Consider the following 24,471-nt stretch of genomic DNA (forward strand, 5'->3'; position numbering starts at 1 on the left):
CGATCGAACGCACCATGTCCTGGCTGGCCGGCTGCCGCCGTCTGCACCGCCGCTACGAACGCAAGGCCGAACACTTCCTGGCCTTCACCGCCATCGCCTGCAGCCTCATCTGCTACCGCAGACTCACCAAATGAGACGACGTCTTAGTCGATCGTGAGCCGGCGGAAGGCGTCGATCGTGTCCCGTCGCGCCGGTGCCTTCGGTCACTCTGCCCTGGAACTCGACGAACCGACAGTCGCCCAGCGGACCGGCGGTGAGGTGAACGTCAGGAGAAACTGAGTCCAGTGCCCGAAAGTACGGTGAAGAAACCGGGGAAATCGACCGTGTGTTCTTGCATTCGCCGGGCACGAGGAGCGACGGAGGTTGATAACTATGGTTCCCCTGCTTCTCGTTCTTCTGCTGGCTCTGATCCTCTTCGGCGCGGGCTTCGCGCTCAAGGCACTGTGGTGGATCGCCGTCATCGTGCTGGTCGTCTGGCTGCTCGGCTTCGTCATGCGCTCCGCGGACGCAGGCGGCCGCAGGGGCCGCTGGTATCGCTGGTAATCCGCCAAGCAGCGGCATGCCTGTGGGCCCCGGATACGTCCGGGGCCCACAGGCATGCCGCGGATCGGGACATCTCTTTCGGGAAAACGGTGTAACTACCACCTTCCCGTGAGCCGGGCCACATAGCTGGGGCCCGGTGAAGCAGTGGAACCTGCACCTCCAAACCACCGGACCCCAGCCACCCCGACATCCCGCACCGCGCGCTCGCCAGACAACAGGTCACCCGCAAGTCGGGGCGCAGCCGTGAGGACCCAGATCTGCCTACGGCCGTCGTCCAGCACCCGGGAAGGAACTGCGCGGGAACCGGAAGGTCACGGCCGCCTCCTCCCAGCGCCGACCGTCCGGGGGCGTGGCACGGGTTGCTGTCAGGAGCTGACGATGCGGCGCACGTTGTCGACGGCACCGCAGCTTTCCTTCAGCCGACGCTCGCGCTCTTCCACAAACGCCTCGCCCAGTTCCTCGCGGCGCTCCATGGCCACGTTCTCGCGCGCTCCGTTGAGGATGGTGCGCTCCTCCTCGTCGGCGTGGTGGGTGACGGCCTGCACGAGATCTTCCAGCCTCTCGTCCCACTCCTGGGAGCCGACCTCGTCGACTTCCAGGAGTGCCAGGAGTGCCTTGTTGCCCTCCTCGTGCTCCTCCTCGCCGTGTTCCACCTCTTCGTCGTCGATCTTCTTGTAGCGCTTGAGCGCGGGATAGACCTTCGCCTCTTCCGCCAGTGCGTGCGCGATCAGCAGACCGGAGAATTCCCGCAAAGCGGCAGCCCGGTCGGCTTCGACGCTGCGCATCAGGCGAAAGAGCTCCTCCATCTTCCGGTGGTCCTGGAGAATGAGTTCAACGACGTCTCGTGTCTCTGCCATGGGAATAGCATCACTTTCGTGCGGGGGACCTTGCCGAAATCCTGCTACCCCATCCACTGGTGTTCAGCAGGACGACCTGATCGAACAACGAGCAGAACCCTCGGACACCGATCTGTCACAGCCTCACCGAGACAGCCCGCCAAGGCGTCGGCATGAATGTAGGGGCGCGTGCGGGCCCTGCGGGGTGAGCCGGCGCAAGGTGGTGGTCAGAGCTGCGGCACCTTGTGGTTGTAGTCGCGGTAGCTCTCCGGACGCGCTCCCTCGCGTGAGCAGGACCGCGGGGCGCGGACCGCGGGCGGTGCGCGGTGCGCGGTGCGCGGTGCGCGCCCGAACGATGTCGGCGTAGGACTGAGAGCTGAAGCCTCGTATGACCAGAACCGGGATGCCGAGAGCGGCGAGCCAGTCGGTGAACATGCGGCAACAGGGTGTTCTCATGGGCGTCGAAGGGGCGGTACGGAGGCCCTGATGCAGGCAGTGGCCGTCGAGCCCCGTGACCAGACGGGGCGGGCGGCGTGCAGGACCAGACGTCGCCACTCCCCCGTGCCGTCCTGGTACAGGAGGCCGGTTCTTTACGCGGTGTGAGCGATCACGAAATTCCCCAGGTGGGGTAGGTTCCGCGTCACGTATTTCCCCACCCCCGCCGTCACGTAATTCCCCATGGGGACGACGGGTGGCGGGGGCCATAGTCCTGGCCCGCCCGCTGAAGCACAGGAGCTGCTGCCAGCGGCATGGCCTGCTGTTCGTTGACGGATATCGGCCGCCCGCCCTGCAACACTCCTACTCCCAGCAGTACGCCGACGAACTGCGGGCCGCCACGAGCCGGTACGTCTCCCCGCCCGAGATCGCCGCCACAGCGCTGGCGGGGCAGTCGCCCTCACGCTCATGTCCGCCGACTGACAGGAAACTCGACACGGGCCCGGCACACGTGCTCTACGGTCCGCGTGGCCTCGACGCGTTTCCCTGACCGTGGCGCCTGATGTACAGGGGCTGGCGCGGTTTCTCGGGCTTCTTATGTGATAGGACGGCTGCCTCAACATGTGGGGGGCGCATGCGGCACGTAGTGGTCTGGCTGGTGCGTCTGAGCGCGCTCGGCGCGTGGGGTGCGGCCGCGGTCGCCTGCTGGCAGCTGCTCGGGAGCGGGCCTGTGCCGCGGCCTTTTCGTGAGCCTCTGGTGTGGGGTGCCGTCGCTGTGGGGTGTGCCTTGGTTCGGGTGGTGGCGTTGTGGGCGCTGCGGGTGCCGGCGGCAGCGGCCTGGTGGCGGAGGCGTACGAGCGTCGGAGTCCCTCTGGCCAAGGCCCCGAGTGTCTGGGGCGACCCCCGCGCGCTCTCCTTCGTCGACTCCGTGCTCTGGGTCAAGCTCCGTACCGCCGCCATATGGCTGCTCGTGGCCTTCTCGGCAGGGGTGTTCTTCGCCGCGATGATGACCTCACCCGACTGGGAGGAGCGGGTCGACGCCCTACGGGACGCCGGTGCCGAGGTGAGCACCGCGACCGTGGTGGCGCGGCAGGGGCAGGTGCGGGAGGTAATCAGTGACGGTGACCTGGAGGGGTACACCTCCGACCTCGTCGTCTCCGTGCCCGGCGGTCCCGAACGGCTCGCCGTGCCGGACGCGTTCACATACGACAAGCCCGTCGAGGGGGCCGAGGCCGACGTCCTGTGGGCCGGTTCGGGCGGTTACGTCGACGACCGCAAGCACCTGCCCACGCTTGCCGCGGGAGGCTGGGCGGCCTTCCCGGACGATGAGAACGGCGACGCCGCGCTGGTGGCGTTCGTCATCCTTGCCGGCATCGGGGGCGCCGTACTGACCCCCTGCTTCACGATCGGGGCCCACGCCGACCGCCTCCAGCGGCTGGCCTGGTCGCCGCTCGCCCAGACCGTCCGAGCCGTGCCCGCGGTGGGGGTGTTCGTCGGCTTTCGGCCCCTGTTGCTGGGGCGGGAGACGACCCTGACGGAGATGGCTTTCGCCGGGCTTGGTTTCCTGCTCGTCCTGGCCGTGTACATCGGCACGTCGATGCGCACGCTGCGGTGAGGTCGCTTCACATGTCATCGGGGGGATCTGTGCGTTCGGCGCTGATACGGCTCGTACGGCTGTGCTCGCTCGCGGCGTGGGTCGCGGCCGCCGTCGCCTGCATGGGGCTGCTGGGGGCCACCGCCATGGCCCGGCCCTGGCACGAACCCTTCGTGTGGGGTGCCGTCGCCGTGGGGTGTGCGGTGGTGCGGGTGGTGGCGCTTTGGGTGCTGCCCGGCGAGCCCAAGGCCGACGGTTTCACGGACGAGTTCTGGGTCAAGCTTCGCACCGGTGCCCTCTGGGTCATCGTCGCGTTCTCCTCCGCCGTGTTCGCCGTCGCCCTCCTGACCTCGTCCAACGCGGGCGAGAAGCTCGATGCCCTGCGCGACGCGGGCGCGGAGGTGAACACCGCGACGGTTGTGGAACGCCAGTCGACACGGCAGGAGTTGAGCGAAGGCGTGGTGAAGGGGTACGTGTCCCGGCTCGTGGTCTCCATGACCGGCGGTGCCGAACGGCTCACTGCGCCGGCGCTTACACGTACGAGAAGCCCGGCAAAGGCACCGAGGTCGACGTCCTGTGGGCCCGGTCCGACCCTGGTCCCGGCGGTTACGTCAACGAGAGCAAGGACCTGCCCACGCTCGCCGAGAACTCCTGGAAGGCCTTCCAGGACAACGAGTTGGGCTTGGGCTCGCTGATCGCCTTCATCGTCGTTGCGCTCATCGGCGCGATCCTGACCCCTGTGTTCACCCTCGTGCCCGACGCCGACGACCTTCAGGAGGTGGCCTGGTCGGCGCCATTCCAGACCGTGCGCACTGCGCGCACCGTGCTGGTCTTCTGGGGCTGGAGTCCCCTGATGCTGGGGATCCTGCCGAGCCTGCCGAGCCTGCCGCAGATGCTCATCGCCGTCGGCAGCTCCTGCCTCGTCCTGCTGGGGTAGGTCCTCACGTCGCTCCGCAGCTTCGGCTGACGTACGACGACGCCCTCTGGAATTCGCCAACAGGACAGGGGCGTCGAACGGAACAGTCGTACCGGCTACTTCGCCGGCTCCGGCTCACTCTCCGTCTCAGCCGCGTTCTCCGGGTCCACCCGCGTCTTCACGGACTCCAGCATCAGCTGAGCCACGTCGCCGTCCTGGATCGACTCCTTGGCCTTGCCGTCGTTCTTCTTGCCATTCACGGAGTCCGTGAGCATCACGAGGCGGAACGGACAGGCGGTGGACACGATGTCCGGGTTGAGCGAGAGGGCCTCGTCGACCGCGGCCCAGGTCGACGACCTCTACGAGCTCGTCTCCGAGCGCACGGGCCGGTTAATTTTCACGAGCAACCGGGCGCCGAGCGAATGGTATCCGCTCTTGCCCAACTCCGTGGTCGTCGAGTCGCTCCTGGACAGGCTGATTAGCACCAACCGTCAAGTATTCATGAACCGCCCCAGCTACCGGCCCAACAAGTGACCCCAGGAAGGCGCCACCGACAAGAAAAACAAGCGCTCGATCAAGTAGAACTGGATCAGGCCAGGACCTGGGGAATTACGTGAAGCTGGGCCCGGGGAATTACGTGATCGTTCACACGCGAGTGTGGATGTGCCGGCAGTTGCCTTGGCCAGTCACATGTCGAGCACCCGTCGGGTCTCGGCGGCGATCTGCTGTGTCTCGCCGGTAGCGACCACGAGGACCGGGACACCTCTCCCCGCCCGATCGATGCGTCGGATGCCTTCCCGCATCAGATCTTCCAGTTCGGGGACGAGCAGCCCGCCTCGTACACCGAGCACAGTCAGGGCCGAGCAGATCTCCTCGCGTACCTCGGGTTGGTCTTCGCCGATCTCCCCGGTGAAGACGAGCGCGTCCAGCCGGTCCAGCGAGGCGGCCATCGAGGCGATGCCCCTGCGGCAGCTGAGTGTGAACGTCGCCAGCGCCAACGCGGCCGCGGCATCACCCTGCGCGCGGGCGCGCACCAGGTCCCGGGTGTCGCCCGAAGTACCGGAGAGTCCGAGCAGACCGGAATGCCGGTGGAGTGTGTCATCCAATTCGTCCGCGCTCAGACCATGCCGCCGCTGCAGCCACAGCAGCGCGCCGGGGTCGAGGCTGCCGCTGCGCCGGCTCATCACCAGGCCTTCCAGCGGAGTGAGGCCCATGGTGGTGTCCACGCTGCGTCCGTTCCGGACGGCGCAGGCCGAGCAGCCGCCGCCCAGGTGCACGAGCACGACCTGGAGGTTGTCGACGGGTCGGCCCAGGGCCTGCGCCGTCCTCTGCAGTGCCCACGAGTAGGAAAGCCCGTGGAAGCCGTACCGGCGCAACCCGTACTCGGCTCGCCATCGCTCCGGCACGGCGTACGTACGCGCCTGTGCCGGCAGATCCTCGTGAAAGACAGTGTCGAAGCAGGCGACATGAGGAACGTCGGGCAGGAGTTCTCGTGCGGCATCGACCACAGGCAGGGCAGGGGTCACGTGCAGCGGCGCGAGATCGGCGACGTCCGCCAGCAGAGCCCGTACGCGTGCGTCGATCAGCGTGTGTCCGGTCAGGTGCGGACCGCTGTGGACGATGCGGTGTCCAACCGCCGCAGGAGCGGGCACCTCGCTGAGGAAGTTCCGCAGTTCCGCCGCCGCAGGAGGCCCCGGGGGCTCCGAGGCGTCTCGATCCGCCACCCGTTCACCGTCCGCCGCGAACAGAGCGATGTGAAGGCTCGAAGAGCCGGCATCGAGGACCAGTACGTGACCATCACGGCTCTCGTGGGAGCGGTCAGCACTCATCACACACCTCCACTGCTCTCGCATCCTCCGGCACGGTGCTCCCACCGCGCAGCAACGGGCCCAGTACAGGTTCCCCGCCGTCGCTTCGCGAACTCCGGCAACGCAGAGTCTCCGCTCTTGCTCGCGGAACGGTAAGAACTCGGCAGGTTGCGGACGTCCCGGGACTCAGCGGTGACGACCTGCCAGGTCGTGCCGCTGATGAACCCGACGGCCGCGGTGGCGAAGACGTCCGCCAGGGCGCGCGAGCTGCCCCGGCATCCGGATCCGGGTGCCGGGGCAGCTCGCGTGCAGGGCCCCGGGGAACACCGCCCAGGGGCGGTTGGCGCACGCCATGCCCAGGACCAGGCGGACGTGCTCAGCCCCGGCCTCGCGTGGCGCCCGTGCCTGGATCCTCCCCGGGCGCCGGACGGCCGACGTGGCCGAGCTGCTCCACACCGTCCGCCTCACCATCAGGAACCAGACCCTCGACGCGGAGCCACGGCCGCCCGCACTCGCTGCTCCTCGCGAGCAGAGCCGACGTCCCGTTCCAGGGGTGTGCGGCTTACGGCTGTCGCGAGGTCCTCCAGGGCCCGCTTCTGCAGTTCCGCCCCGCGCCGTGGCACCGGGCTCCGGTCCCCAGCGGCGGCGCCGTCCCATGCGAGGAGCGCTTCCTCCACGTGCCCCCAGTCCGGATTCCTGTGCTCGCGCACGTCGACTGCCGCCTGCGTGGTGTCCGTCTCCAGGGCCTCGGCGAGCCGCTCCGCCTCGGGGGCGAAACGGCTGCCGGCCCGCGGGACGTGGCTCTCCATGAGCATCGCCGCCCGGTCGAACCCCTTGAGCGCCTCCTGCGCATCCTCCGCCTCGCGCGACGTCAGACCCCTGGAGCGGACCGGTTCCTGCCTTGCCTGGTAGTAAGCCTCCTGCCAGGCCGCACGTGCCTCCCTGCTCGCCGGCAGGGCCCTGCGCATGTCGGCGCGATGCTCCCGGGTCGGTTCGGCGTAGCTGCGGAGCACTGCGGCCGCGTAACGGCCGTCGGCGGCGAGCCGGTCCGCAAGCCGACCCGGCAGCCGGGGGGTCTCCCATGCGGGGAACACCACGTACGCCAGCATTGCCAAGGCCCCGCCGAGCAGGGTGAGCACCACCCGCTCCGGGACCGTCTGCTCCCATGCCTGGCCTCCCATGCCGAGCAGGAAGACGACGTACGCGGGAGTGAAGCACTGGGAGTAGGCGTAGCCGGTACGGAGCAGCGTGTACGACAGGGCCGCCGAGACCACCGCCAGTGCGCCGAACACATGGGCGTCCGGGCCCAGGGCCTGCACCGTCCCGGTGGCCAGCGCGACCCCCGCCAAGGTCCCGGCGAGACGGCCCACCGCACGCGCGTACGTCCGGTGGAAGTCCGGCCGCATCACCATCACCGAGGCGATGGGCGCCCAGTAGCCGTGTTCCAGGGGGAGCCGGGAAGCGATCAGATAGCCGAGCGTGGCCACCGCCGCCAGGCGGACGGCGTGCCGGAACACGGGCGAGTCCCGGTGGAGCTCACGGCGGACCGCCCGGACGACGACCGGGAGCAGCCGGAACATGGTCGAGCGCACCAGGAACGGGGCGATCGCGGGGCCGGGCTGCGTAGGCGCCTTGTCGCGCGCGCCGCCGCTCCCGGCGATCTCCAACGCCTCGGCGAGCAGTTCCACGAGCCGTTCGGCGGCCCGCCGGGCGGGCCCCTCCAGCACTTCGCCCTCCTCGTCGACGCGCAGGACGTCCGCGCTCCGGGGCGGCACCTCGGCGGGAGTGCCGCGGCGGATCGAACGGGCGGCCGCGTCCAGGACGTCGGCGGCCGCATCGAGCAAACTCCCGTGCGCGGTCCCGCCCGGATCCCTCCGCCGGGGCGCCGACGTCCGGTTCGGCGAGCGCGGCGACGACCGGCAGAATGCGCTCGCCGAGGCCCCGGGGGCCGTGGAGGATGACCACGCCCCCAGCACCGGACGTTCAGCTCAGCGGCCGCGTACCGGCCAAGAAAGGGGCACGGACCTGCCCTACCGGGACAACACCCGCCCCGTCATCGCCATGATCAACCCGTCGGCGCGACATCGCACTGCCGGTTGTGCCGGTATCGGTTCACTTCGAGGGCTGGTCACCGTGGTCCTGGAGCATGTGACGACGTTCCTGTTCCCGCTTGGAGTAGGCGGCTGCCCGGATCGCATCGTCGCTCTCCAAGCCTGATCCCAGCGCGCCGCCCACGGTGGCGACCGAAGCGACGAACCAGGCCAGCGTCAAGTACTCCTCGGCGTGCAGTGGGGTTCGTGTCACGGAAGCGAACGCTTGGTCGTTGAGGATGAACAGCGCCCACACCCAGTTGATGACCATCAAACCCACGTAGCAGACCAGCACCCCGATACCCACGGTCACGACCGTCGAGGCGTTGTAGAGCCGCGCCCGCTGTCTCGCCTCCGGCGAGCTCTCTGCTGATCGATGCCACAGCTCTGCGTCTATGATCAGCCAGCCGATCATGAGCGCGACAGATCCGACCGTGGCGATCACGAGGCGTGGCACGCTCAGGGTCTCAGCCAGGCTCCAGACGGTGGAGTTCACGGTGGCGACCGCTCCTGTGGCGAGTGCGGCCGCCAGGGCTTTCGACAAGCCCGGCACCAACCGCCACGGCCGGTTGGCGCGGACCATACCGACGAGCACCCGCAGGTAGCCACGCGGCCCGCCGGCGACGTACCGAAGATCGTCGGTCTCCTTCTCACCGGTCGGGCCCCGATGAATGGGCGCGAGACGATTGACGGAAGGCCCCAGAAGCGGCTGACTTCGCGGCAGTCCTTCAGCCCCGGTGGTTTGCGGACCCGCCAAGCCGAGCACGGCTTCTTCGACGGCCCGCCGGGCCCTCGTCTGCAGCCGCAGGCCCCCCAGCGAAGGAAGAGAGAGCAGCGCCAAGCCGTGTTCGTGATTCAGATTCACAGCGAGCCTGCGCCCGTGTGAGTGCAGCGGAAGGTCGGTGAGGGCCACGATGATGTCCCAGTTCTCCGCACTCCCACGGTCCATGATCCGGCGCATCAAGGTGGGTGGGTCCTCCGTCCCCGAGGTGAAGGGCTCACTGACCACCTCGACGTCGAACCGTCGCCCCTGGCCCGACTTGTCGGCGAGCCGAGCAGAAAGTGTCCGGGCCATGCGCTGCGCGATCTCCGTCGGCGCGTCCGGATCCGCCAGGAGAGCCACGACCGTAACGCCCTGAGACGACACCCGCATGACTGGACCCTCTCGTCGGCTGCCCCACGACCCCAAGTGCCCACAGACGCCGCCGAGGTAACCTAGACTCCGCGTGACACGCTGGCCTCCCATCAGTGCAGGCGGTACGGCCGAATCTCCTCGTCCTCCCAGCACAGGGCCTGCTCCCACCACCGGGCCACGATCGCGTCCGCCACCGCGAAGACCCGCTCCGGCATCACCCCGACACGACGCACGCCGCGTCACCGACCACCCCGCTTCGGTGTCCGGGCCGGGAGCCGGAGTGGTGGCAGAGCCCTGCAACGCGGGAAAATCCAGAACGCCTGCGAGGCACAGCGCTGTGTCCTGCCCGGCGTCGGGGCGGCATGGACAGGAACGTGTCCGTCGGGTCCGGGGAGCGGCTACTGGGTGAACTGGTCAGGGCGGCCAAGCCGGCATCACCTGCGGAACTGCCCGTGGTCCTGAACCGGTATACCGAGGCCCTGGGCTTGGGCAGGGCCGTCATCTATCTGGTCGACTTCCAGCAGACTGCTGGTGCCGTTCGTCGAAGGCGAGCCGGAACTGGAGCTCGAAACTTCGCTGGCCGGATGGACCTACCGCACCGACTCTCTCCGAGTGGGAGAAACCCCCTCCGGAGGGCTGAACATGTGGCTGCCCCTGGCCGACGGAGCGGAGCGGCTGGGCGTCGTGGAGCTGAACACGAGCAGCCTGGACGGGCTCAAGCTACGGCGCTGCCGAACGGCGGCGCTGATCCTCGCACTGATCATCACGTCCAAGCGCACCTACAGCGACACCATCGCGCAGCGCATGCGTACCCGGCCGATGCACCTGCCCACGGAGAGGGTGGGGGCTTTCTCCCTCCCCGGTCGATCGGCACCGGGCGGGGCGTGTCGACGGCGGTTCTGGAGCCTGCGTACGAACTGGGCGGCGATGCTTTCGACCATGCGTTCACCGAGGACGTTCTGCACGCCGTAGTCCTTGACGGCATGGGGCACGATCTGGCGTCCGCACTTGCCACCTCCGTCGCCATGGCAGGCTGCCGTAACGCCCGGCACAGCGGGGCAGCGGGGCAGCGGGGCAGCGGGGCAGCGGGGCAGACCTGAACGAACTCGTGGGCACCATGGACGAGGCGTTGGCGAAGTGGCTTCCGGAGCAGTTCTGCACGGGTGTCTTCACCCTGTTGCACATGCCCACCGGTGTGCTGCGCTGGTGCAATTGCGGCCACCCGCCTCCGTTGCTCATCCGCCGCCACCGCCTGCTCCACAAGGCCTTGGAGCGGCCACCAGAGCCTCCTTGGGGTCTGCCCGTCGGTCTCGCCCGGGACCGCCCGACTCAGCGACGACGCCACGATCTTGATGTTCGAGTGGCAGCCCAGCGATTTCAGTACGGTGCGTACCAGCTTCTCGCTGCCGCCCTCGACCGCATAGGGGAATCCGCTCCGGACCCGTGCGAAGAACTCCTCGTTGCTCATCTTCACGGGCGTTTCGGCCGGCTTCGAGCCGTCGTAGTAGATGCCTCTGACGATGGTCGGCAGCTGGGCGCCGATGCACGGCCGTCTCGACCGGGAGACGATCCCTGAGCGGGGGCAGCACGGCTCGGAGTGCCGCGTACCACTGCTTGCGCCGTTCCTTGGGCCATTCGAAGGCCTCCTCGACGTCCTTGAGGAGCCGATTGGCCTTGCCCTCCGTGGTGTCGAACGAGGAGAAACCTGTATCGCCCATTTTCCGTGGGCCTTTCGCTCTGGGCGCCTCGGGCTCAGTCCGCGAGTTCGGGCTTGCCGAACAGGACCGCGTAGCTGGAGGGGAGCTGGCTGATGATCTGATTCAGTTCTCCGCCGGTGACAGCGTCGGCAACGGTGGTCAGGACCGCGCCGGCGTCCCACTGCGCCGTACGCGGCCGGGCATGGGTGCGCTCGGCGACCCGGCGGTAGAACTCTTCGATCCCGAAGCTCCGCGCCTGCTGCGGCGTGGCCTGGTTCAGAACCTGTCTCAGCGGGCCGGGCAGCTGGGATGCGAGGTCCTTGACCTCTCCCGGGCTGATCCGTTGGGCCAGCACTTCCAACACGGCGTTGGTGACGTCCGCGGCTTCGTCCTGGTCGTTGTATTCGCCTCGCTCGCGTACACGGGCGAGGAATCCGTCGTATTTCATCGCTGCCTCCTTCTGCGCCGGTCACCGCTGGTCATGGGGGGCGCTCGGTGCACTGGCGGGCCGGCCGGGTCCATCCGTCGGCGCGTAGCCGCCGTTCGCAAGGCTTTGGCCCGGAAGCTCGGACTCACGCAGGGCACGGCGGAAGCGACCGGGGCCCCAGGAATGGCCGCCCACGGCCTGTGCGAGTCGGTCGCGGCTCGTCGGGCCGGCTTCTTGGAGCGCGTGGGTGATCTGTTCGATCTCGTCGTCGAGGCGTTGTTCGGCCATGGCGGACGTACGGCTTGCCGTGCCCGCGGTGCCGGTCATCCCCGGCGAGTACATCCTGCTGCCCGGTCGGGTGCCCGGGCGGTAACGGCGGGCTCCGGCGCGCTCCCGCTCCCGGCGGCGGGCGGTGCGGTCGGCGATCCGCAGTTCCCGCTCGTGCTCGGACTGCCGGACGTGTGTGGGCCGACGGTGGTCTCGTGCGTCCTGTGGCGCGGGCTCGTTGCGCCGGGCTGCCTCGGTTTCTCGGCGGTGAGCGGCCGGGCGATGTTCTCCAGGGACTGCTGTTCGGCCCGGACTCGGTGTCGACCTCTCCGGGCAGCCGCAGCCGGTACTCGAAGGCTCCGGTGCGGCGGGTGCTCCGGCGCAGGACGCCTTTGCGTTCCTTCTCCTTGATCTCTCCGGTGACCACCAGCTCCTGGCCGTTCGCTTCGACGTTGATGTCCTTGCTCTTCACGCCGGGGAGTTCGATCTCGACGTGGAAGGCGTCGTCGGACCCCGTGACACCCGCCAGGGGTGCCCACGCGACTGCCGGCGCCGCGCCTCCCACCGTGGATTCGATCAGTCCGCTCATCTCGCTGAGCAGTTGGTCGAACTCCGTCAGCGGATTGCGTGCCCGGCCAAGGGGCCTGTCCTGCATGGCGCCACCGCGGTGGCGCTGGACGGGCGTGGTCATTTCCATCGCCTCCTTCTCCTTCTCGTGATCTCGTCACCCGCTGGGTGTCATGCGAGCCAAGCGGACTCTTTCGGACGGGTGTGCGGGGAGCTGTCGGTGCCGCCGGGCGCGGCCGTGTGGCCCAGGTAACGGTGCACGAAGTGGATGCTCATCGCGCCTTCGCCGACCGCGGAGGCCACGCGCTTCACCGAGCCGCTGCGGACGTCGCCGACGGCGAAGACGCCCGGCAGGCTGGTCTCCAACGTCAGGCAGTCGCGGCCCTGGCTCTGCCACAGTTCGGGAACGGCGCAGGCCTGCGCCTCCGCGCCGGTGAGCACGTAGCCGCGCGCGTCGAGGGCGAGCGCGTCGGACAGCCACTCGGTGTGGGGGTCGGCGCCGGTGAAGACGAACAGGGCCCGTACCGCGAGGTAGCGGTGCTCGCCCGTACGGCGGTCGACCACCGTGACCGCCTCCAGCGCCGTGTCGCCGAGTGCCGCGGTCATCTCGGTGTGCAGCAGCACGCGCACCCGCGGGTGACGCTCGACCTGATCGATCAGGTAGCGCGACATGTGCGCCTCGAGGCTCGGCCCACGCACGAGCAGATACACCTGTGGTGCGTACCCGGCGAGGAAGAGCACGGCCTGGCCCGCGGAGTTGCCGCCGCCGACCACCGCCACCGGATCGGTACGGCACTGCTGGGCCTCGTGGACGGTCGCCGAGTAGTGGACGCTCACGCCCTCCAACGGCTCGATGCCGGGCACATGGAGGCGGCGGTAGCGGGCGCCGGTGGCCAGGACGACGGTGCTGGCGGTGATTTCGCTGCCGTCGGTGAACCCGACGGCGTAGTGGCCGTCCCGCCGTTCGAGCCGGGCCGCCTCCGCCGGGACGCTGATCCGGGCGCCGAACTTCTCCGCCTGGAGCACCGCGCGCTCGGTGAGTTCGGCGCCGGAGATGCCGGAGGGGAAGCCGAAGCAGTTGTCGATGCGGGAGGACGTCCCGGCCTGGCCGCCGGTGGCCATCGCCTCGACCACGGTCGTGCCGAGGCCCTCCGAGGCGGCGTTCACCGCGGCGGCGAGACCGGCCGGACCGGAGCCGACGATCAGGAGGTCGCCGCGGCCGTTGCCCGACGGCAGGGGCGGCAGGCCGATCAACCGGGCCAGTTCGGCGTTGCTCGGATTGCGCAGCAGGGTCGTGTCCCGCCAGATCACCAGTGGCGTCTGCTCAGGACCGACCGCGAAGCGGCGCAGCAGTGCCTCGGCCTCCTGGTCCGTCTCCAGATCGATCCAGCGGTGCGGCAGCCGGTTGCGGGCGGCGAACTCGCGCAGCCGCCGGGTGTCGGGCGAGTAGCGCGAGCCGATGATGCGGAAACCGGCGCCCTGACCGACGAGCAGGGCACGGCGGCCCAGGCAGGCGCGCAGCACCACATCACCGAGGAGGGAGTCCCGGGCCACCAGATCACGCAGCTGATCCATGGACAGGGCGAGGATCTCGCCGGGGTCCCTGACCACGGCGGTGTAGAAGGCCACCTGTCCGTTCAGGAGGCCGAGTTCACCGATGAAGCGGCCAGGGCCGTGCACACGCAGCAGGCGTTCGCCGGGCGTGCCGAAGCCCTCGACGATGGCGACCGAACCACTGAGGACGACGTAGAACGCCTCGCACCGCTCCCCCTCCCGGATCAGTACGTCACCGGCGTCGACCGCGCGCCGCCGGCCATGCTGCGCCAGGCGGGCCATCTGTTCGTCCGACAGGCGGGGATAGGCGCCGTAGACGTCGGGGGTCTCGAAGGGGAGGCTCTCCTGCGCCTCGTCCGGCACCGGCGCTGTACCCGGCCGCGTCTCGTCGCCGGGCATCACACGAGCGCCTCGTGGACGAAGCACCACCGCCAGTCCTCGCCGGGCTCCATCGACGCCACGATCGGGTGGCCGTCGGCGGCGGCGTGACGGCGGGCGTGCCGGTTCGGCGAGGAATCGCAGCAGCCGACGTGGCCGCAGGTCAGGCAGAGCCTGAGGTGGACCCAGGGGGAACCCGTGGCGAGGCATTCCTCGCATCCCGGGGTGCGCGGGGTGACGGAGCGTACGAGGGCGAGGTGGGGGTCGGTCCGTACGGTCATGGCCGATCATCCTTTCCCGGCCGGTTCGCGGCCGGCGATCGACTGCTCCACCCACCGCCGCAGGGCAGGGGCCGGTGCGGCACCCGACTGCCGGGCGATGGTCTGTCCTTTGTCGAGGACCAGCAGCGTCGGTACGGCCTGGACCTCGAACCGTCGCGCCAGGCGCGGGTTCTTGTCGATGTCGACCTTGACCAGTTTGACCGTTCCCGCGAGATCGGCGGCGACCTTCTCCAGCGCGGGGCTGACCATGCGGCAGGGGCCGCACCAGGTGGCCCACAGGTCGACGACGACGGGCACGGTGGCCTGCTCGACGACCTCGGTGAAGTCGTCGTCACCCGCGTCGGCCATCCACGGCAGAGGCTGTTTGCAGTTGCCGCACCTGGGGCGGCCCTCGGCGGCCACGGGTACCCGGTTGGTGCGCCCGCAGTGCGGGCAGGTGACGTTGGTGGCTTGCGCGGTACTCATGCCGCCCTCGCTCCCTTCACGTCCTCGGGCTGGTCGTAGGTGACCACCAGCTCTCCGTGCTGGGCGTCGACGCGGACCGTCGCGCCGTCCTGGACGTCGCCGCGCAGCAGGGCACGCCCGACGAGGGTCTCGACCTCGTGGGAGATGTAACGCCGCAGCGGCCGGGCCCCGTACACCGGGTCGTAGCCCTGGTGGGCGATCACCTCCCGGGCGGCGTCGGTGAGTTCGACGGTGATGCGGCGTTCGGCGAGCCGCTGGCGCAGCTCGTCGAACTGCAGCTCCACGATCCGCTCGATCTGCCGCTCACCGAGCGGCTTGAACAGCACGATGTCGTCGACGCGGTTGAGGAACTCCGGGCGGAAGTGCCCGCGCAGCTCGCCCAGCACCAGAGCACGGGCGTCCGGCTTGATCTCCCCCTCGGCGGTGGCGCCGTCGAGGAGGTACTCGGAGCCGATGTTGGACGTCATGATGATCACGGTGTTGCGGAAGTCGACCGTGCGGCCCTGGGCGTCGGTGATCCGGCCGTCGTCGAGGACCTGGAGCAGGGTGTTGAAGACATCGGTGTGCGCCTTCTCGATCTCGTCGAACAGGACGACCGAGTACGGCTTGCGGCGCACGGCCTCGGTGAGCTGGCCGCCCTCCTCGTAGCCGATGTATCCGGGCGGGGCGCCCATGAGCCGACTGACGGTGTGCCGCTCCTGGTACTCGCTCATGTCGAGGCGGACCATGTTCTCCTCGGAGTCGAACAGGGCCGCCGCGAGGGTCTTGGCCAGCTCGGTCTTCCCGACGCCGGTGGGGCCGAGGAAGATGAACGAGCCGATGGGGCGGCGTGGGTCGCGGATGCCGGAGCGGGCGCGGATGACGGCGTCGGCGACGAGCTTGACGGCCTCGTCCTGGCCGATGACGCGCTCGCGCAGGATCTCGTCGAGGCGCAGCAGCTTCTCGCGTTCGCCCTCCTGGAGGCGGGCGACCGGGATGCCGGTCCAGGCGGCGACGATGTCGGCGATCTCCTCCTCGGTGACGACCTCGCGCAGCAGCCGGTTCTGCCCTTGTTTGGCGGCCAGTTGGTCCTCCTCCGCGGCGAGCCTGCGCTCCAGGTCCTGGAGGCGGCCGTAGCGGAGTTCGGCGGCGCGGTTGAGGTCGTAGGCGCGTTCGGCCTCCTCCGCCTCGTGGCGGACCTGCTCCAGTTCCTGGCGCAGTTCCTGCACGCGGCGGATCGCCTGCCGTTCGGCCTCCCACTGGGCGTGTTTGGCGTCGGCCTCGCCGCGCAGGTCGGCCAGTTCCCTGCGCAGTTCCTCCAGGCGGGCCTTGCTGGCGGGATCGCTCTCCTTGGACAGGGCTGCCTCCTCGATCTCCAGTCGGGTCACCCGGCGGGTGATCTCGTCGAGTTCGGCGGGCATGGAGTCGATCTCGGTGCGCAGCCGGGCACAGGCCTCGTCGACGAGGTCGATGGCCTTGTCGGGCAGGAAACGGTCGGTGATGTAGCGGTGGGAGAGCGTCGCCGCCGCGACCAGCGAGGTGTCCTGGATCTTGACACCGTGGAAGACCTCCAGGCGTTCACGCAGGCCGCGCAGGATGGAGATGGTGTCCTCCACGCTGGGTTCCTCGACCAGGACCTGCTGGAAGCGGCGTTCGAGGGCGGCGTCCTTCTCGATGTGCTTGCGGTACTCGTCCAGGGTGGTCGCGCCGACCATGTGCAGTTCGCCGCGTGCCAGCATGGGCTTGAGCATGTTGCCCGCGTCCATCGCGCCCTCGGCGGCGCCCGCGCCGACGACGGTGTGCAACTCGTCGACGAAGAGCAGAATCCGCCCCTCGGCGGCCTTGACCTCGGACAACACGGCCTTGAGGCGCTCTTCGAACTCGCCGCGGTACTTGGCGCCGGCGACCAGGGAGCCCATGTCGAGAGCGAAGACGATCTTGTCGCGCAGGCCCTCGGGCACGTCGCCGCGGACGATGCGCTGGGCGAGACCCTCGACGATGGCGGTCTTGCCGACGCCGGGGTCGCCGATCAGGACGGGGTTGTTCTTGGACTTGCGGCTGAGGATCTGGGTGACGCGGCGGATCTCGGCGTCCCTGCCGATGACGGGGTCCAGCCGCCCGGACCGAGCCTCGAGGACGAGGTCGCGGCCGTACTTCTCCAGGGCTTCGTAGGCCACTTCGGGGTTGGCGGAGGTCACGCGCTGGTTGCCGCGGACCTGGGTGAGCGCGCCGAGGAAGGACTCCCGGGTCACTCCCCGCTCTTTCAGCAGACGCCCGGCGGCGGTCGCCGAGCCCTCCTCGGCCAGCGCCAGCAGCAGGTGTTCCACGGACACGTACTCGTCCTTGAGGCGTTTGGCCTCCCGCTCGGCCGCGTCCAGCAGCCGGGCCAGGCGCTGGGTGACGAAGACCTGGCCCGGCGCCGCGCCCGGGCCGGTCACCTTGGGCCGGCGGGAGAGCTCCTCGCGTACGGCCGCGCGCAACTCCTCGGGCTCGGTGCCCGCCTGCTGCAGCAGCCGCGGGATCAAGCCCTCCTCCTGGTCGAGGAGGGCGAGCAGCAGATGCTCGCCGTCGACCTCGGTGTGGCCCAGTCGGCCGGCGACGCTCTGGGCCTCCTGCAGGGCTTCCTGTGACTTCTGGGTCAGGCGGTTCATGTCCATGGTGGTAGATCACTCCTCATGCCCGCACGTCGCAGCGCGGCTTCGAGCAGGCTGATGTGGTCGAGCAGGTCGAGCACCAGACCGAGGGATGCGTAGTTCAGGCACAGCCCGGTGCGCAGCCGCTGGACGCGGGCCAGGGCGGCCGGGGCCGTGGGTGCGAACACCATCCGTCCGGAGGCGTCGCGGTCGGCGTCCACCAGTCCGAGGGCGACGAACCGACGGATCAGGTCGGGATGGAGGCCTGAGCGGCGGGCCACGGTCTCCAGGGAGAGCCTGGGCACGTGCACGATCGCGTACTGCACGCCCACCTCGGTCGTGCGTGCGTAGGACGGGCGGGCCTCGGCCGGTCGGTCGCTCATCACGTCCTCCTGGGGTCGAACGAGGAGACAGCGGCAAGTTCCTCCAGCAGCTCGCGCTCCCGGTCGCTCAGCCGGGGCGGCACCATGATCCGCAGCTCCGCGTACAGGTCTCCGTTCGCGCCACGCGGGCCCGGCATGCCCTCGCCGCGCAGCCGCAGGCGCCGTCCGCTGGAGGACCCGGCCGGTACGGTCACCTTCGCCGTGGCACCGCTCGGCGTGGGCACCGGAACCGTCGCGCCCAGCGCCGCCTCCCACGGGGTGACCGGAAGCCGCACATGGACGTCCCGGCCGTCGAGGCGGAACTCGGGGTGCGGCTGGATCCGCACCCTCAGGTACAGGTCCCCGGCGGGAGCGTCGCCGCCGCTGCCGCGCCCGCCCTCCCCGGCCAGCCGGATGCGCTGCCCGTCGGGGGTGCCGGGCGGCACGTCGACCTCGTAGCGCCGCTGCCCGGCCGGCCCGGCGAGAGTGACCGTACGGCGGCCGCCCCGATAGGCCTCCTCGACGGTGAGCGGCAGTTCGGCCTCCTGATCGGCGCCGGGCACGCGCATCCGCCCCGCGCCGCCGAACAGCGAGCCGAACAGATCCTCGACGTCGACTCCCTCGCCCCCGAAGCCTGCCGTGGAGTACCGCACCCGGGGACCGCCGCCGGTGGCCCCCCGGAAGCCACTGCCGGCTCCCGCGCCGGCGGCCACCCGCTCCTCCCAGTCCTCGGGGACCTGCCGGAAGTCCTCACCGAAGCGGTCGTACCGGGGTCGCTGTTCCGGATCGGACAGGACGCCGAAGGCCTCATTGACCTCCTTGAACCGCTCCTCCGCCTGGGGGTCCTTGTTGACGTCGGGGTGGTACCTGCGGGCCAGGGTGCGGTAGGCCCGCTGGATCTCGTCCCGGTCGGCGGTGCGCGGAACGCCGAGCACCTCGTAGAAGTCGCGTGCCATGGACGGTCACTCCCGCTTGGCGACGGTCACGGCGGCAGGCCGCAGCTGCCGCTCGGCCTCCCCGTAACCGGGTCGCAGCACCTGGACCACGGTGTTCGGATCGGCGTCGGGATCCTGGACCACACCGACCACCTCGTGCCGGGCCGGGTCGAACGGTACGCCCCTCTCTGCGTGGCGCGGGTAGCCCAGCCGCTCCAGGACGTTCACGGCCTGGTCGCGCACGGCCCGGACACCTTCGACGATCGCGTCGGGGTCGGCGGCGGCGTGGTTCAGGGCAAGTTCCAGGTTGTCGATGACGGGGAGGAAGGCCGCGGCCGTACGGGCGCGTTCGGCCGCGGTCTCCCGCTCCAGTTCCCTGGCATGACGTTTGCGCAGGTTGTCGAGGTCGGCGAGGGAGCGGCGCCAGCGGTCCTCGGCCTCTCGCAGCGCGGCCGCGTGTTCGTCGTCGGGTGCGGCGGTGCCGGTTGCGGCGTCGGGCCCGGGCTCGGCCTCCTCGATCGGCGGTCCGGGCTGCGTAAGGCCCCCGCGCGGCGGCTGTACGGCGCCTTCCGGCGGCGGGTCGGGCTCTCGGCCCCGGGGTGGGATGGGCATGGCGGGCACCTCAGCCCTTGTCGAACTCGGCGTCGATCACATCGTCGTCGCCCGCGGCGCCGCCCGTCGCGGTCCCGCCGGGCGGCGATCCGTCCGGCGAGCCGGTGCCTGCCGGACCGCCCACGGAGGCTCCCGCCTGGTGGGCCGCGAGCCCCGCGAAGACCTGCTGGAGTTCGGATGCCAGCGGCCGGACCTTGTCCACCCCGGCCTCGTTCTTGACCGCCTCGCGGGCCTCGGACACCAGCATCTCGGCGCGGGCCTTCTCATGTGCGGGCGCGGCGTCGCCGAGCTCGCCGAGGCGCTTTTCGACCTGGTAGGCGATGGCGTCCAGTTCGTTGCGGGCGTCGACCGCCTCGCGCAGGGCCTGGTCCTGGCCGCGGTTGCGCTCGGACTCCTGGACCATCCGCTCGACCTCGCTGCGGTCGAGGTTGGAGCTCTCACTGATGGTGATGCCCTGCTCCTTGCCGGTGTCCTTGTCCCGCGCGGTGACGTTGAGGATGCCGTTGGCGTCGATGTCGAAGATGACCTCGATCTGCGGCTCACCGCGCGGCGCGGGGCGGATGTCGGTGAGCTGGAAGCGACCCAGGACCCTGTTGTCGGCGGCCCTCTCACGCTCGCCCTGCAGGACGACGACGTCGACGGCGGGCTGGTCGTCCTCGGCGGTGGAGAAGGTCTCGGAGCGGCGCACCGGGATGGTGGTGTTCCGCTCGATGATCTTCGTCATCACTCCGCCGCGTGTCTCCACGCCCAGCGACAGCGGAGTGACATCGAGCAGCAGGACATCCTTGACCTCGCCCTTGAGGACCCCGGCCTGGATCGCGGCGCCCATCGCCACGACCTCGTCGGGGTTGACGCTCATGTTGGGGTCCTTGCCGCCGGTCAGCCTGCGCACCAGGGCCTGGACGGCGGGGATGCGGGTGGAGCCGCCGACGAGGATGACCTCGTCGATGTCGGTGTCACTGACCTTGGCGTCGTCCATGGCCTGGCGCACCGGGCCCAGGCAGCGCTCCACCAGGTCGCCGGTGATCTGCTCGAACGTGGATCGCATGATCGTCGTGGTCAGGTGTTTGGGCCCGGCGGCGTCGGCCGTGATGAACGGCAGGCTGACCTGCGTCTGGGTCACGGAGCTGAGCTCGGTCTTGGCCTTCTCGGCAGCCTCGAACAGTCGTTGCAACGCCTGCGGGTCCTGGCGCAGGTCGATGCCGTTCTCCTTCTGGAAGCCGTCGGCGAGCTGGTCGACCAGCCGGCGGTCGAAGTCGTCGCCGCCCAGATGGCTGTCGCCCGCCGTGGACCGTACCTCCACCACGCCGTCGCCGACGTCGAGGATGCTGACGTCGAAGGTGCCGCCGCCCAGGTCGAAGACGAGCACCGTCTCGTGCTGCTTCTTGTCCATGCCGTAGGCGAGGGCGGCCGCGGTCGGCTCGTTGATGATCCGCAGCACTTCCAGGCCGGCGATCCGTCCGGCGTCCTTGGTGGCGGTGCGCTGGGCGTCGTTGAAGTAGGCGGGCACCGTGATGACCGCCTCCGTGACGCGCTCGCCCAGCTGCTTGGAGGCGTCGTCGGCGAGCTTGCGCAGCACCTGTGCGCTGATCTCCTCGGGAGCGTAGAGCTTGTCGCGCACCTTGAAGCGGGCGGCGCCGCCGTCTCCCTCGACCACGTCGTACGCGACGGCCTTGGCCTCGTCGGAGATCTCGTCGAAGTGCCGGCCGACGAACCGCTTGGCCGAGTAGATGGTGCCCTTGGGGTTGAGAATCGACTGGCGGCGGGCCAGCTGGCCCACCAGGCGCTCGCCGGTGTCGGTGAAGGCCACCACGGACGGTGTCGTGCGGTTGCCCTCACTGTTGGGTACGACCGTCGGCTCACCGCCCTCCCAGACGGCGATCACCGAGTTCGTGGTGCCCAGGTCGATGCCTACTGCCTTGGCCATGAGTAACTCCTTCCGCAATGGACGGCCCCCGTGCGCACTCGGTGTCACGCCCGTCTTCCGCAATCGCTCAGGTGACGGCCGGACCGCTCCGAGGGCGGCTGCTCTTCCAAGCCCTGCCGCTTGTGCCGGTGCCGGTCCCGCCGGGCGGCTCGGCCAGCAGCCGCACCGCCTCCCCGGCGACCGCGTCGTCGGCGACGACGTCGTACCGGCTGGGCTGCATGAAACTCACCGAGGCGAAGTCCCGGCGGTCACGCTGGGCCGCGTGCACCAGCAGGCCGAGCAGAGCGCCGACGAGTGCTCCGAAAGCCAGCACGTACAAGGCGAGGAGCAGCCCCGACACGACCGGATCCAGCCAGTTCAGCAACCCGAAGATCCACCCGATCAGTGCTCCGGGCAGGGCGCCGCTCGCCGCGCCGTGCAGCGCTTGCCCCACCAGGCCCCATGCGGCCGGTCACCTGCTCGATCAGGCGCACGTCCTGCCCGATGATGGCCACCCTCTCGACGGGAAAACCCTGATCGGAAAGGTGATCGACGGCACGTTCCGCCCCCTGGTAGGTCGCGTACGAGGCGATGATCCTGCGGGCCTGCTCGTTCATCAGCCAGCCCTTCCTGCCACGGCCACCGGTGCGCCCGGCAAGCCCGGACAAGCCCGGACAAGCCCAGAGTGGCAACAGAGCAACACGCCCCGCCTGCACCCGGCAGGTCGGAAATCGACGCAGTCGGTCGGCCCACGAGAACAAGGCTGAATTCCAGACAAGCCGAGTGGCCTTGCCTACCCTGGGTGCTCAGGGCTCGCCCGGGCGGGGATCCCACGACTCGCTCGATCTCCGATGACCGGAGGAGAACGGAGTGATCCATGGCCAGCCATCCGTCACGGAGGCCGCCTCCTCACGTCTCCGACCAGGAAGTGACCCGCCACCCGAGCACCGCCGCAGGCACCGAACGGCACGACCCCCGTCCACTCGCGGCGCTGGACCCCCACGGGCTGCTCACGCTGTCCCACGCCCTGTTCACCTGCGTGGAGCACAGCGAGATCGTGCGATTGGCCATGCGGCACGTCAGTGCCCTTGGTCCCTACCACGCCGAGGCCGGATACCTCGCGACGGGCGACGGCCTGTCCCGCATCCTGGGCCACGACGCGGGAGCGCCAACGGGCGACGACGCACGGATGACGGAGCTGGGCGAGGCTGACGGCTCCGTATCCCTTCCGGAACGGTCCTGGACCTGGGCGTTCGGCCTGCGCGGGGCCGGAGGTCTGCTGGGCTACCTCCTGGTCTCCTCCCGCTCCCGGCCCGACGAGCAGGGGCACTTCCTCCTCTCGACCCTCGTGGGCCTCACATCGGCGGCCCTGTCACTGACGGCCACGCGCGCCGCGCAGCCCGACAACGCCGGCGAACTGAGCCGACTGCGCACCGAACGGGACACCGCACTGCGGCAGCTGGACACACTGCGCGTCGAGCTGCACCTGCAGAAGACCGTGCACGAGACCCTCGCCCGTGTCGCCGCCCGGGGCGGCGGCGAGGACGCCATCACCCAAGCGCTGTACGAGCTCACCGGGCTTTCTGCGCTCATCGAGGACCGGTTCGGCAACCTCCGGTCCTGGGCCGGTCCCGACCGGCCCGACCCCTATCCGGTGCGGTCCTCGACCTACCAGGAAGAGATGCTGCGGCAGGTCGCGCGGGAGGCGGGCCCGGTCAGAGTCAAGGACCGGCTGATCGCCCTGGCCCGCCCGCGCGGCGACGTCCTCGGCGTACTCATCATCGAGGACCCCGAAGCGACGGCCGACGAGTACACCACCTTCGCCCTGGATCACGCCCAGCGCTCGCTCGCCCAGGAGCTCATGCATATGCGCGAACTCGCCGAGGTCGAACTGCGCCTGCGCCGCCAGCTGATCGACGACCTGCTGGAGGGCACTGACGAGACGAGCGCCTACGCCCGGGCCGAAGCCGTCGGCCACGACCTGCGCCGTACCCACTACGTGGTCGTGGTGCACTGGCCGGGCAACGCCGCGACCAGCTCCTTCACCCGTGCCGTCGAGCAAGCGACGGCCACCACGGCGACCCGCCCGCTGATCACCCGTCGCGGCGGCCGGATGGTCCTGCTGACCGAAGCGAGGCCCGACGACGATGCCGTGTACACGGCGCTGGCCCATGAGCTGGGGACGCCCGCCGGAGCGATCGGGGTGAGCACCCGCTGTGACTCCCCGGACGGCATTCCCCGCTGTTATCAGGAGGCACTGCGGGCCCTGGAGGTACGACAGAACTCCCGCCAGCGCAGCGGGACGACGTTCTTCGACGACCTCGGGCTGTACCGGATCCTGGGCCCCGGAAACGATCTCCGGGAGCTCGAAGACTTCGTGCGGGAGTGGCTCGGCCGGCTGATCGACTACGACGCAGAGCACGACACGCAGTTGGTGGAGACGCTCTCGCGCTACTTCGACTGCGGAGGCAATTACGACGATGCGGCCGCCGCGCTGACGGTCCACCGCAGCACCCTGCGCTACCGGCTGCAGCGCATCCGTGAGATCAGCGACCTCGACCTGGCGGATGTGGACACCCGGCTCAATCTGCAGGTGGCAACACGCGTCTGGAAAATCATCCTGAGTGGGCGACGCTGACCACAGTCCGGCTCCCCCATCAGCCCGCACGCGGGGCACGCGAAGTACGCAGCGTTCCTCCCGGGGGGCCTCGGTCGCCGGGAATCCCCCTCAGGAGGGCTACGAGTCACAGGCTTGCCAGGTACGGGGCATGGTGAGCAAGACCAGTTGCCCCGGATTCGCGAGCCTCCTGGGCTTCCAGCCGGCCCCCTCCTGAGCGTCGCTCCGCCAGTATGACCCGGACGGATCTTGGCCTGACCGACCGCGCGGTGGCCTGGCTCGACACCCAGCTCAAGGCCGTGTGATGTCCACCCGCACGACGTTTCCCCAAATGCGGCGCGCCCCTGGGCCCCTCGCGCGTCCGAGGCGAAGGGCCCTGGAACCGGCAGTGGCACCAAGGCCCCGAAGACGACCATCAGTTCATACCGCGGCGG

Annotated in this window: 22 protein-coding genes and 7 pseudogenes; 10 read left to right on the top strand and 19 right to left on the bottom strand. The window is 69.8% G+C overall.

Annotated elements, in window-relative coordinates; translation table 11 throughout:
- Positions 1-134, top strand: a pseudogene (locus tag ACZ6BB_RS20590) (IS5/IS1182 family transposase); the annotation flags it as partial.
- A 238-nt stretch (positions 135-372) separates the two neighbouring features.
- The gene (locus ACZ6BB_RS20595) at positions 373-543 is read left to right on the top strand and encodes a DUF5670 family protein (RefSeq protein ID WP_045562163.1); all 171 of its coding nucleotides are present in this window, start codon (positions 373-375) and stop codon (positions 541-543) included.
- Positions 544-908: 365 nt separating this feature from the next.
- Here the strand turns inward: ACZ6BB_RS20595 and ACZ6BB_RS20600 are convergent, their stop codons facing one another.
- Positions 909-1,400, bottom strand: a complete 492-nt coding sequence (locus tag ACZ6BB_RS20600; protein ID WP_471616601.1) for a hemerythrin domain-containing protein — start codon at positions 1,398-1,400, stop codon at positions 909-911.
- 733 nt (positions 1,401-2,133) lie between these two features.
- Here ACZ6BB_RS20600 and ACZ6BB_RS20605 point away from each other — a divergent pair.
- The 4 genes and pseudogenes from ACZ6BB_RS20605 to ACZ6BB_RS20620 form a co-directional block, all read left to right on the top strand.
- Positions 2,134-2,294: pseudogene (locus ACZ6BB_RS20605) on the top strand (M15 family metallopeptidase); the annotation flags it as partial.
- A 316-nt stretch (positions 2,295-2,610) separates the two neighbouring features.
- Complete coding sequence (locus ACZ6BB_RS20610) at positions 2,611-3,429, top strand: hypothetical protein (RefSeq protein WP_471616602.1); 819 nt, start codon at positions 2,611-2,613, stop codon at positions 3,427-3,429.
- A gap of 29 nt (positions 3,430-3,458) precedes the next feature.
- Positions 3,459-4,103 carry a hypothetical protein gene (locus ACZ6BB_RS20615; RefSeq protein ID WP_471616603.1) on the top strand — a complete coding sequence of 215 codons (645 nt, stop codon included), beginning with the start codon at positions 3,459-3,461 and terminating at the stop codon, positions 4,101-4,103.
- On the top strand, positions 4,091-4,345 hold the full coding sequence (locus ACZ6BB_RS20620; protein ID WP_471616604.1) for a hypothetical protein: 255 nt from the start codon (positions 4,091-4,093) through the stop codon (positions 4,343-4,345). The genes ACZ6BB_RS20615 and ACZ6BB_RS20620 overlap by 13 nt, the downstream gene beginning before the upstream one ends.
- A 95-nt stretch (positions 4,346-4,440) precedes the next feature.
- Here the strand turns inward: ACZ6BB_RS20620 and ACZ6BB_RS20625 are convergent.
- Positions 4,441-4,662, bottom strand: a pseudogene (locus ACZ6BB_RS20625) (hypothetical protein); the annotation flags it as partial.
- Between ACZ6BB_RS20625 and ACZ6BB_RS20630 the strand changes: the two are divergent.
- A pseudogene (locus ACZ6BB_RS20630) lies at positions 4,661-4,858 on the top strand (ATP-binding protein); the annotation flags it as partial. The pseudogenes ACZ6BB_RS20625 and ACZ6BB_RS20630 overlap by 2 nt on opposite strands.
- Before the next feature lie 152 nt (positions 4,859-5,010).
- Here the strand turns inward: ACZ6BB_RS20630 and ACZ6BB_RS20635 are convergent.
- From ACZ6BB_RS20635 to ACZ6BB_RS20650, 4 genes and pseudogenes are all read right to left on the bottom strand, one after another.
- Positions 5,011-6,048 carry an acetate/propionate family kinase gene (locus ACZ6BB_RS20635; protein WP_471616605.1) on the bottom strand — a complete coding sequence of 346 codons (1,038 nt, stop codon included), beginning with the start codon at positions 6,046-6,048 and terminating at the stop codon, positions 5,011-5,013.
- A gap of 554 nt (positions 6,049-6,602) precedes the next feature.
- Positions 6,603-8,091 (bottom strand): annotated as a pseudogene (locus ACZ6BB_RS20640) (FUSC family protein); the annotation flags it as partial.
- Positions 8,092-8,244: 153 nt separating this feature from the next.
- A complete protein-coding gene (locus ACZ6BB_RS20645; protein WP_471616606.1) occupies positions 8,245-9,375 on the bottom strand; it encodes a hypothetical protein in 1,131 nt (376 codons plus the stop codon).
- 92 nt (positions 9,376-9,467) lie between these two features.
- On the bottom strand, positions 9,468-9,590 hold the full coding sequence (locus ACZ6BB_RS20650) for a hypothetical protein (protein ID WP_471616607.1): 123 nt from the start codon (positions 9,588-9,590) through the stop codon (positions 9,468-9,470).
- A 298-nt stretch (positions 9,591-9,888) separates the two neighbouring features.
- Here ACZ6BB_RS20650 and ACZ6BB_RS20655 point away from each other — a divergent pair, with 298 nt between their 5' ends.
- Both ACZ6BB_RS20655 and ACZ6BB_RS20660 read left to right on the top strand, forming a co-directional pair.
- Positions 9,889-10,329 carry a hypothetical protein gene (locus ACZ6BB_RS20655; protein WP_471616608.1) on the top strand — a complete coding sequence of 147 codons (441 nt, stop codon included), beginning with the start codon at positions 9,889-9,891 and terminating at the stop codon, positions 10,327-10,329.
- Between the two features lie 145 nt (positions 10,330-10,474).
- Positions 10,475-10,933: a SpoIIE family protein phosphatase gene (locus tag ACZ6BB_RS20660; RefSeq protein ID WP_471616609.1), complete on the top strand. Its 459-nt coding sequence runs from the start codon at positions 10,475-10,477 to the stop codon at positions 10,931-10,933.
- A gap of 176 nt (positions 10,934-11,109) precedes the next feature.
- Here the strand turns inward: ACZ6BB_RS20660 and ACZ6BB_RS20665 are convergent, their stop codons facing one another.
- From ACZ6BB_RS20665 to ACZ6BB_RS20725, 13 genes and pseudogenes are all read right to left on the bottom strand, one after another.
- Complete coding sequence (locus ACZ6BB_RS20665) at positions 11,110-11,502, bottom strand: DUF2267 domain-containing protein (protein ID WP_471616610.1); 393 nt, start codon at positions 11,500-11,502, stop codon at positions 11,110-11,112.
- A gap of 21 nt (positions 11,503-11,523) precedes the next feature.
- Positions 11,524-11,808, bottom strand: coding sequence for a hypothetical protein (locus ACZ6BB_RS20670; protein ID WP_471617021.1), 285 nt, complete (start codon positions 11,806-11,808; stop codon positions 11,524-11,526).
- Positions 11,809-12,121: 313 nt separating this feature from the next.
- Positions 12,122-12,445 (bottom strand): annotated as a pseudogene (locus ACZ6BB_RS20675) (Hsp20/alpha crystallin family protein); the annotation flags it as partial.
- 41 nt (positions 12,446-12,486) lie between these two features.
- Entirely contained in the window at positions 12,487-14,268 is a 1,782-nt protein-coding gene (locus ACZ6BB_RS20680; protein WP_471616611.1) for an FAD-dependent oxidoreductase, read from the bottom strand.
- Positions 14,268-14,528 carry a UBP-type zinc finger domain-containing protein gene (locus tag ACZ6BB_RS20685; protein WP_471616612.1) on the bottom strand — a complete coding sequence of 87 codons (261 nt, stop codon included), beginning with the start codon at positions 14,526-14,528 and terminating at the stop codon, positions 14,268-14,270. The genes ACZ6BB_RS20680 and ACZ6BB_RS20685 overlap by 1 nt, the downstream gene beginning before the upstream one ends.
- A 6-nt stretch (positions 14,529-14,534) precedes the next feature.
- Positions 14,535-14,993, bottom strand: coding sequence for a thioredoxin (trxA, locus tag ACZ6BB_RS20690; protein ID WP_471616613.1), 459 nt, complete (start codon positions 14,991-14,993; stop codon positions 14,535-14,537).
- Positions 14,990-17,629: an ATP-dependent chaperone ClpB gene (gene clpB / locus ACZ6BB_RS20695; RefSeq protein ID WP_471616614.1), complete on the bottom strand. Its 2,640-nt coding sequence runs from the start codon at positions 17,627-17,629 to the stop codon at positions 14,990-14,992. Before clpB ends, trxA begins: the two co-directional genes overlap by 4 nt.
- A complete protein-coding gene (locus ACZ6BB_RS20700) occupies positions 17,620-17,988 on the bottom strand; it encodes a chaperone modulator CbpM (RefSeq protein WP_471616615.1) in 369 nt (122 codons plus the stop codon). Before ACZ6BB_RS20700 ends, clpB begins: the two co-directional genes overlap by 10 nt.
- Entirely contained in the window at positions 17,988-18,923 is a 936-nt protein-coding gene (locus tag ACZ6BB_RS20705; RefSeq protein WP_471616616.1) for a DnaJ C-terminal domain-containing protein, read from the bottom strand. Before ACZ6BB_RS20705 ends, ACZ6BB_RS20700 begins: the two co-directional genes overlap by 1 nt.
- Positions 18,924-18,929: 6 nt before the next feature.
- Positions 18,930-19,514 carry a nucleotide exchange factor GrpE gene (locus ACZ6BB_RS20710; protein WP_471616617.1) on the bottom strand — a complete coding sequence of 195 codons (585 nt, stop codon included), beginning with the start codon at positions 19,512-19,514 and terminating at the stop codon, positions 18,930-18,932.
- Positions 19,515-19,524: 10 nt separating this feature from the next.
- A complete protein-coding gene (gene dnaK, locus ACZ6BB_RS20715; RefSeq protein WP_471616618.1) occupies positions 19,525-21,441 on the bottom strand; it encodes a molecular chaperone DnaK in 1,917 nt (638 codons plus the stop codon).
- A gap of 67 nt (positions 21,442-21,508) precedes the next feature.
- Positions 21,509-21,874, bottom strand: coding sequence for a hypothetical protein (locus ACZ6BB_RS20720; RefSeq protein ID WP_471616619.1), 366 nt, complete (start codon positions 21,872-21,874; stop codon positions 21,509-21,511).
- Positions 21,875-21,926: 52 nt separating this feature from the next.
- Positions 21,927-22,037: pseudogene (locus tag ACZ6BB_RS20725) on the bottom strand (general stress protein); the annotation flags it as partial.
- Between the two features lie 260 nt (positions 22,038-22,297).
- Here ACZ6BB_RS20725 and ACZ6BB_RS20730 point away from each other — a divergent pair.
- Positions 22,298-24,058 carry a PucR family transcriptional regulator gene (locus ACZ6BB_RS20730; RefSeq protein ID WP_471616620.1) on the top strand — a complete coding sequence of 587 codons (1,761 nt, stop codon included), beginning with the start codon at positions 22,298-22,300 and terminating at the stop codon, positions 24,056-24,058.
- The last annotated feature ends 413 nt before the right edge of the window (positions 24,059-24,471 follow it).

It is taken from the genome of Streptomyces sp. NPDC041108 (genome assembly GCF_055592645.1).

Coding starts and splice junctions, on each gene's coding strand:
- ACZ6BB_RS20595 (WP_045562163.1), top strand. CDS start 373: ATGGTTCCCCTGCTTCTCGTTCTTCTGCTGGCTCTGATCCTCTTCGGC.
- ACZ6BB_RS20600 (WP_471616601.1), bottom strand. CDS start 1,400: ATGGCAGAGACACGAGACGTCGTTGAACTCATTCTCCAGGACCACCGG.
- ACZ6BB_RS20645 (WP_471616606.1), bottom strand. CDS start 9,375: ATGCGGGTGTCGTCTCAGGGCGTTACGGTCGTGGCTCTCCTGGCGGAT.
- ACZ6BB_RS20660 (WP_471616609.1), top strand. CDS start 10,475: ATGGACGAGGCGTTGGCGAAGTGGCTTCCGGAGCAGTTCTGCACGGGT.
- ACZ6BB_RS20665 (WP_471616610.1), bottom strand. CDS start 11,502: ATGAAATACGACGGATTCCTCGCCCGTGTACGCGAGCGAGGCGAATAC.
- ACZ6BB_RS20670 (WP_471617021.1), bottom strand. CDS start 11,808: ATGACCGGCACCGCGGGCACGGCAAGCCGTACGTCCGCCATGGCCGAA.
- ACZ6BB_RS20680 (WP_471616611.1), bottom strand. CDS start 14,268: ATGCCCGGCGACGAGACGCGGCCGGGTACAGCGCCGGTGCCGGACGAG.
- ACZ6BB_RS20685 (WP_471616612.1), bottom strand. CDS start 14,528: ATGACCGTACGGACCGACCCCCACCTCGCCCTCGTACGCTCCGTCACC.
- trxA (WP_471616613.1), bottom strand. CDS start 14,993: ATGAGTACCGCGCAAGCCACCAACGTCACCTGCCCGCACTGCGGGCGC.
- clpB (WP_471616614.1), bottom strand. CDS start 17,629: ATGGACATGAACCGCCTGACCCAGAAGTCACAGGAAGCCCTGCAGGAG.
- ACZ6BB_RS20700 (WP_471616615.1), bottom strand. CDS start 17,988: ATGAGCGACCGACCGGCCGAGGCCCGCCCGTCCTACGCACGCACGACC.
- ACZ6BB_RS20705 (WP_471616616.1), bottom strand. CDS start 18,923: ATGGCACGCGACTTCTACGAGGTGCTCGGCGTTCCGCGCACCGCCGAC.
- ACZ6BB_RS20710 (WP_471616617.1), bottom strand. CDS start 19,514: ATGCCCATCCCACCCCGGGGCCGAGAGCCCGACCCGCCGCCGGAAGGC.
- dnaK (WP_471616618.1), bottom strand. CDS start 21,441: ATGGCCAAGGCAGTAGGCATCGACCTGGGCACCACGAACTCGGTGATC.
- ACZ6BB_RS20730 (WP_471616620.1), top strand. CDS start 22,298: ATGGCCAGCCATCCGTCACGGAGGCCGCCTCCTCACGTCTCCGACCAG.